Annotated in this window: 4 protein-coding genes; all 4 read right to left on the reverse strand. The window is 59.9% G+C overall.

Annotated features, from left to right (window positions below; all coding sequences use genetic code 11):
- The coding region (locus H5U08_RS08255) for a family 10 glycosylhydrolase (RefSeq protein ID WP_297032060.1) at nucleotides 1–1,923 on the reverse strand (1,923 nt) is incomplete at its 3' end.
- 78 nt (nucleotides 1,924–2,001) lie between these two features.
- Nucleotides 2,002–3,111 carry a bifunctional diaminohydroxyphosphoribosylaminopyrimidine deaminase/5-amino-6-(5-phosphoribosylamino)uracil reductase RibD gene (ribD, locus tag H5U08_RS08260; protein ID WP_297032062.1) on the reverse strand — a complete coding sequence of 370 codons (1,110 nt, stop codon included), beginning with the start codon at nucleotides 3,109–3,111 and terminating at the stop codon, nucleotides 2,002–2,004.
- A gap of 556 nt (nucleotides 3,112–3,667) precedes the next feature.
- Nucleotides 3,668–5,110, reverse strand: a complete 1,443-nt coding sequence (locus H5U08_RS08265; protein WP_297032063.1) for a radical SAM protein — start codon at nucleotides 5,108–5,110, stop codon at nucleotides 3,668–3,670.
- A 275-nt stretch (nucleotides 5,111–5,385) separates the two neighbouring features.
- Nucleotides 5,386–6,233 (reverse strand): biotin--[acetyl-CoA-carboxylase] ligase (locus tag H5U08_RS08270; protein WP_297032065.1); only part of this gene is annotated, 848 nt, incomplete at its 5' end.

Consider the following 6,233-nt stretch of genomic DNA (forward strand, 5'->3'; position numbering starts at 1 on the left):
CATTTCCTTTTCAAATCGCTGGCGGCAGCCCGGGCAGAAGCAGTTGTCGGGACCGGGATAGCGGATGTAGTCAAAATGGATGCCGTCCACCGGGTACTTGCGGACGACCTCCAGCATGGTGTCCACTTCCAGACGCTGATTGTCTGGATGCGAGGGACACAGCCAGTTGCTGGGTTCGCCGCGTCGAGTCATTTGGGTGCGTCCGGCCGCCCTCATTTGATCAATGAACGAACGCGGGGCGTTAGTCAAGTTGAAATTGACCTTCCACACGTGGACCTCCAAACCGTGCCGATGACAGGCCGCCACGCATTGCTCAATCTGGTCCCCGTATTTTTGGAAGGCTTCGCTTCGTGGAAGAATATCGCTGGCATAATGGGCCAGACCGGCCCATAGCATGTTGGGCAGCACCATATTGAAGCCCGCTTCGGAAAGCTCCTTGGCCGTGCGTTCCCAGTCGCCGGGATAGGCGCCCAGCCCGGAGTGGTTCCAGTATGCTCGGCCTTCGACGTGGGGACTTGGCTGGGCGGACAGGTACGCCTCAACGAGTTTTCTCCGAAGCTGCTGGAGTTCCCGCAAATTGATGGGCGGTGCCTTTCCCTCAGATTCTCCTTCACGAACTGCCTGAAAGATTTGTTCGGCTTCTGCGAATGATTGCCAGGCTGGGTGGGCGTGGTCGGGAAGATACGTCTTCAACCACTCGCCCAACTCATCGAGGGTAGTTAAATGCCCCACGCGCACCGCCCGTGCAAGAAGCCCCCGGATGATCTGGCTCCTCAGTTCGGGAGCCATTGCGATGAGCACGGCGGCCAGCATCGACCGCTGATTCTCTGTGTCCCCTTCCAGAAGAATGTGGCTGAAAAACGCGCCCCGGGGTGAAAGGATCATGGCCGGTTTTCCCGTGGCCTCGCCTGAAGCTGTATACCACCATCCGATAACATGGGCATCGGCAGTGGCCGGTTCCGCTTCGATGATGTTCCACGAACTTTGGCGCATCGTCTCGGGCAGATCAGGAAGAATTTGGCGGTCGAAACGCACTTCCGCGAACTGGCCGGGGAACTGCTGTCCCACCCATCGGGCTTTTCCGACTCCGAGCAGCCCGAGCAACTCGGCCGGGGCCTGGTAGTTCAGAAAGACCCGGGTCCCCTGGCGGATTGCCAGAGCGAGCGCCTTCGTGGCTTCGGGAGAAAGGCGCGGATGATAGGGCACAAGGATGACCTTCTGTTCCGCCCAGACCTGCGCGTTCGGGGAGGCATCGTCCCATTCGTCGTAAGCCAGGCCCAGGTCATCGAGCAGCCGGGCGAATCTCTGGAAGGTTTCCCGTGCGACGCGGTATTCCGGATCCCGGCCGTAGATCGCTGCGGCTGGGCCCAGAATTGCAATGGCGTGCCGGACAGCAACGAGGCGATAAATTCTCGCCCGACCATCCACGTTTCGGCCTCGCCAGAATGAAATACGGATACCGTCGATGTGCTCCCAGCCTCTGGGGTGTTCTTCAATCCGAAAGTCAGACTTGCGGAATCGCAGAACCTGGCGTCCTGGTTGCGTCACACTTCCAGACGCCGCGTACCAGCCTTCCCCGCTGCGAAAATAGAGCGACAGATACCCGACCGCTTCCACTGGCTCTACCGAAACTTCCAGGAGGAACTCGCCTGGACCCGACAGATCCAGCGATACCTGGCGGTCGTGCACGCTTCGTGGCCAGTCGGGCTGAGACGCGAATGGCAGGGCAACCTCCAAAGCCACCCTGCCGTTCTCGTGAACAAGCCGTACCGGTGCCGTGCAGTCGCTGGGACGCCATGCTTGCTGAGCCTCTGTTTCGTTCGCGTAACTCACTCTTTCCAAGACGATTTCTTGTGTTCCCGCGGTTTGCGCTATCGCCGCCACGGGCCAGCCGAGAAGCGCGACAAGGGTAAGAGCCGACATTGTTTTTCTTTGGTGGCTGACCGATTGCATGGTACACCTCTTCACAGCCGACCCTCAGATCGGCAGAAAATGGACACTTCAAACGGAGCGCGAGATATAGCCGTGCAGATACAGATCGTCTCCCACACGTTCCCAGGTAACATGCGAGAGGTGGAGGGCCTCTGCCATTTTGGTCAAACCTCTTCCGGCTACCGGAGTCCGCCCATTGTGACCACCCACAATTTTCGGAGCGACAAACACATGCACCTCGTCCACAAGCTGATGGTCGAACAATTCGCCGAGCACCTGGCTTCCGCCCTCAAACAGGATGTTGGTCATGCGGCGGCGTCCCAGTTCATCGAGCAGGGCCTGCAAGCGCTCCGAGCGGGTTTGGCCGCGACATTCTAGCACTTCGCATCCGGCGGCCTCCAGCTTCCGGCGGGCCGCGCTGTCGGCTTGTGCTGAGACCGCGACCAGGACAGGGATTTCCCGGGCTGTCTGCACGAGACGACTGTGGGGCGACAGCCGGGCACGCGAGTCCAGAACGATCCGCACGGCGATTCTGGGCCCCGGAGGCCGGGCCGTCAGCAGCGGATCATCGGTTTCCACCGTTCCAATCCCGACGGCAATCCCATCCACACGGCCACGGAGCAGGTGAACCTTTTGGCGGGATGCTTCGCCGCTGATCCAGTGACTGTCGCCCGTCGCAGTAGCGATTTTTCCATCGGCCGTCATCGCCCACTTGGCAATCACCCATGGCCGTTGCGTGGACAGCAACTTAAGGTAGGGGGCGTTGAGATGCCGGGCTTCCTGCTCCATCAGGCCGACAGCAACATCGATCCCCGCTTCTCGCAGGCGAGCAATTCCCTGACCACGGACAAGGGAAAAGGGGTCCGCCATCGCAGCTACCACGCGACGGATCCCCGCCTGGATAATGGCCTCGGTGCAGGGGGGCGTTTTTCCGAAATGGCAGCAGGGCTCCAGCGTGACATACATCGTGGCTCCGACTGCCCGTTCTCCCGCCATGCGCAGGGCTTCCACCTCCGCGTGCGGCTGGCCGTGGGCCCGGTGCCAGCCCTCGCCGATAATTTCTGCCCCTCGGGCGATAACACAGCCGACCATCGGATTGGGTTCTACGGCGCCTTTGCCCCTCGCCGCCAGGTCCAACGCTCGCCGCATATGCCAAGCATCGAGTTCCATCTGATCCATGGTGCTTCCCCCTTGGTGCAAACAAGATTGTCAGCGCGAGCCCAAACAAACGCCGTCATCTTGCGTCGTGCTCACTCCTGTTTTCCCGCGACCGGAGCTTGCTCCAGACACTGCGTTCCGCGACCATCGCGCACGAGGCACGCCCTCGCCTGCCATGGATTCGCAGCCCCTTCGATCCCTGGCAGCGCTTCCATTCCCGGAAGGAGACACGACGTCTGTCCCAACCAGGTCTGCGCTCTGCGCACAGGTCAGCAAAGAACAGCGGATCAGCTCGCGGCTTCCCCTCCGCGGAACGTCTTACGCGTCACACTGGGACGGCTACTACTTCAGTCGAAGAACCCACGCCGATTATTGTACCGAAACAGTGCTCTTCTTGGATAGGACAAGTTCCGAGGCGATCGAATTCCGGTAGGGGCATTACCGAATTGTTCCCGGTCACCGGTTGCCTTTGGCCCGACCTAAATCGTTACAAAAAGGGGATCGGTCAGGAGCTGGCTGGCGTGGCGACGGACGCTTTCGGCAGTTCGACATATTTGCCGGGGGCTTGCTCTGTGAATTACTCTGTCACCGGAGCCACCTCCGGCACCTGCCATGTCACGTGATGCCCGGCCCGTCGCAGCATCGCCACGACCTCTTCTACCGGTCGGCGGTCCACCACGGGGAACTGACCGCCGTCCTGGTCTTCCACGGCCTCTGCTCCTGCGCGATAACCCCCGGGTACTGTCGAGCTGGCTGCGCTGATCTGAGTGATGCACGTTTGGGCGAGAAGGTCCCGCAGCGAGGGCGGCTCCCGTGTGGAAAGGACCAGTTCGGCTCGCGGAAAGGCGTGTCGCAACCCACAGTAGAGGCGGATGAGGGTTTCATCATCGACAGGATGCGGAATGACAAAGTCTGCCGGACCTTCGTGAATCCGCGGCAGGCTGAACGCGATGCGGCGATCAGGAAACCGCTCTTTCAGGTAGGCTGCGTGACGGACCATGGCTTTGGCATCGGGCACGGGATCGCCCAGCCCAAGCAGAATTCCCAACCCCAACCGTTTCACGCCACCTTCCGCCGCTCGTTCCAGGCCTTCCAGTCGCCAGGCGTAGTGCGACTTCGGCCCGCGGGGATGGAAATGTCGATAAAGCTCCCAATCGTAAGTTTCCTGGTAGAGGGTCACCCCGATGATGCCGGCTTCCACCAGGGCAGCGTATCCGGCCGTGGATTGCGGAGCGATCTCGACCGCCAGACTGACGGGATATTGTCCGCGAATCGCCCGGATAATCTCGCTGTAATATTCCACGTCGGTTTTCTGGGGGTAGTCTCCCGCGACAAGCAGGATGTGCCGCATTCCCCGGTTTGTCAAAATCTCTGCCTGGTCCAGCGCCTCTTCCGTCGTGAGCCAACGCCGTGGCACCTTCTCCGGAAAGCGAAATCCGCAGTAGAGGCAGTAGTTCACGCAGTAGCTCGACAGGTAAAGCGGAGCGTACACGAGAACCCGCCAGCCTGTCGAACGGTTCGCACTCGTATCATCCTGTCTCTGTCCTTCATGCCCCACGAAGGAGCCAGAAAAATGTTCGCGGGTGAGGCGTCGGGCACTGGCCAGCACATCTTCGAGAGGCCGCTGGCGATCCAGACATGCCTCCAATTGAGCCACCGCTTCCGCCGCCATGTTCTCGTTGTGAACCGCCTGAATTGTTCGGCGCGGAGTTCGCTCACCCTGGCCGCTGAGCCGGGCAAACAGGCCATCCAGCATCTCGGCCGCACGAAAGTCTTCCCCGTCGAGAACTTCTTCCCGCTCGTGGAGAAGCTGGTAGCGCAGTCGCTCAACACGCTCGGCAAAGGGGGAAGCGGCACGCTTCGAAATTTCTTTTTGAGAACTGTTTGGATCTTCTTCGAGGATTGCCCGGGCTTGGCACAAAAGTTCCCAGTGGCGGGCAAAATGGGGATCCCGGTCGGCAAGGTACCTTTCCAAAAACTCCCAGTCCGTGTTCTGTTCAACAAACGTGTTTGTGCTCATAAATCTGGGACCGTGCTTTTACCAGGGGATTATCTCGCGAAGAATATCATCAAAGTCAGTTTTGAGATTCCTTTCTGAATGGTTACCCGGGATGAAAACGTCGGAAGTTTCGAGGGAACCGTAACCGGCCGACTCCGCACTGGTCGGCGTTAGAGTGTTGTAATCGCTGCCGCTTTCTTGTCTCTGTTCAATTGTAGAAGGGAAGGGAGAGAAAGGACAAACACCTCCCTGATCACCACAATGTGAGCCGTCGGCGAGTGTCGTGGCGTGCCGTGTTACTCCGACGGCGAATCGCTGCGGAGAATGGTCCCGCTCACGAACTTGCGGAGGCCTTGGGATGTTTCCAGGAGGATCGCCCCCGTGGAGTCGATCCCGCGGCAAACTCCTTCGTATCGCTGTTTCTCCGTTTCCAGGATGAGGCGTCGCCCTTTCTGAAGGCAGAGGCGATCTGCCTCGCTGGCCAGTTGTGCAGCACCATTCGAAAGCACTTCGAGCTGGCTTTCCATCTGACGAAGAATGCTGACCAGCACATCCGTTCGGTCCACAAAGCTGCCGCAGATGTCGCGGAGACTGGTGACGAATGGACGAAGCTCCTCGGGGGCTTCCCGAGCGGTATTGTTCACATTGACCCCAATTCCAAAAATGGCACACTGGTTGGCGGCGACCTCGACGAGAATTCCGGCGATTTTTCGTCCGGCCGCATACACGTCGTTCGGCCAGTGTAGGCCCAGCGGAACCGAGGGCGGTACGAGAGGCCGGACTGCTTGACAGACGGCGAGAGCTCCGAGCAGTCCAAAGAAACCCACGGCCGTCTCCTGTGGGCGTTCTCGTTTTGCCTCAGAGAATTTCGGCTGATTTTGTGGCTCTGTCACCCCGCTCGGCAGACCGACCGTTTTGCCAGCCTGGGTTGGTGGGGCCAGAATCACCGAGAAGGCGAGGCTTCCCTGCCCCGTCCACCAGCGGCGGTTTCCCCGCCCCCTTCCCGCCGTTTGATGTTCGGCCGCCACCAGAAACGGTAGCGGGAGGTCGGGCCGTAGGACGAGTGTCTTGGCCCGGTTGTTTGTGGAGTCAATTGTTTGCCAAACTTCGCCATCTTGAACAAAAGTTTCCTGGATGATTCTGG

The sequence above is a fragment of the Thermogutta sp. genome, assembly GCF_014359955.1.
In the GTDB taxonomy this organism is placed as follows: domain Bacteria; phylum Planctomycetota; class Planctomycetia; order Pirellulales; family Thermoguttaceae; genus Thermogutta.

What these genes read in the sequence shown, in the direction of transcription:
- ribD (WP_297032062.1), bottom strand. Translation starts at nt 3,111, where the DNA reads ATGGATCAGATGGAACTCGATGCTTGGCATATGCGGCGAGCGTTGGAC.
- H5U08_RS08265 (WP_297032063.1), bottom strand. Translation starts at nt 5,110, where the DNA reads ATGAGCACAAACACGTTTGTTGAACAGAACACGGACTGGGAGTTTTTG.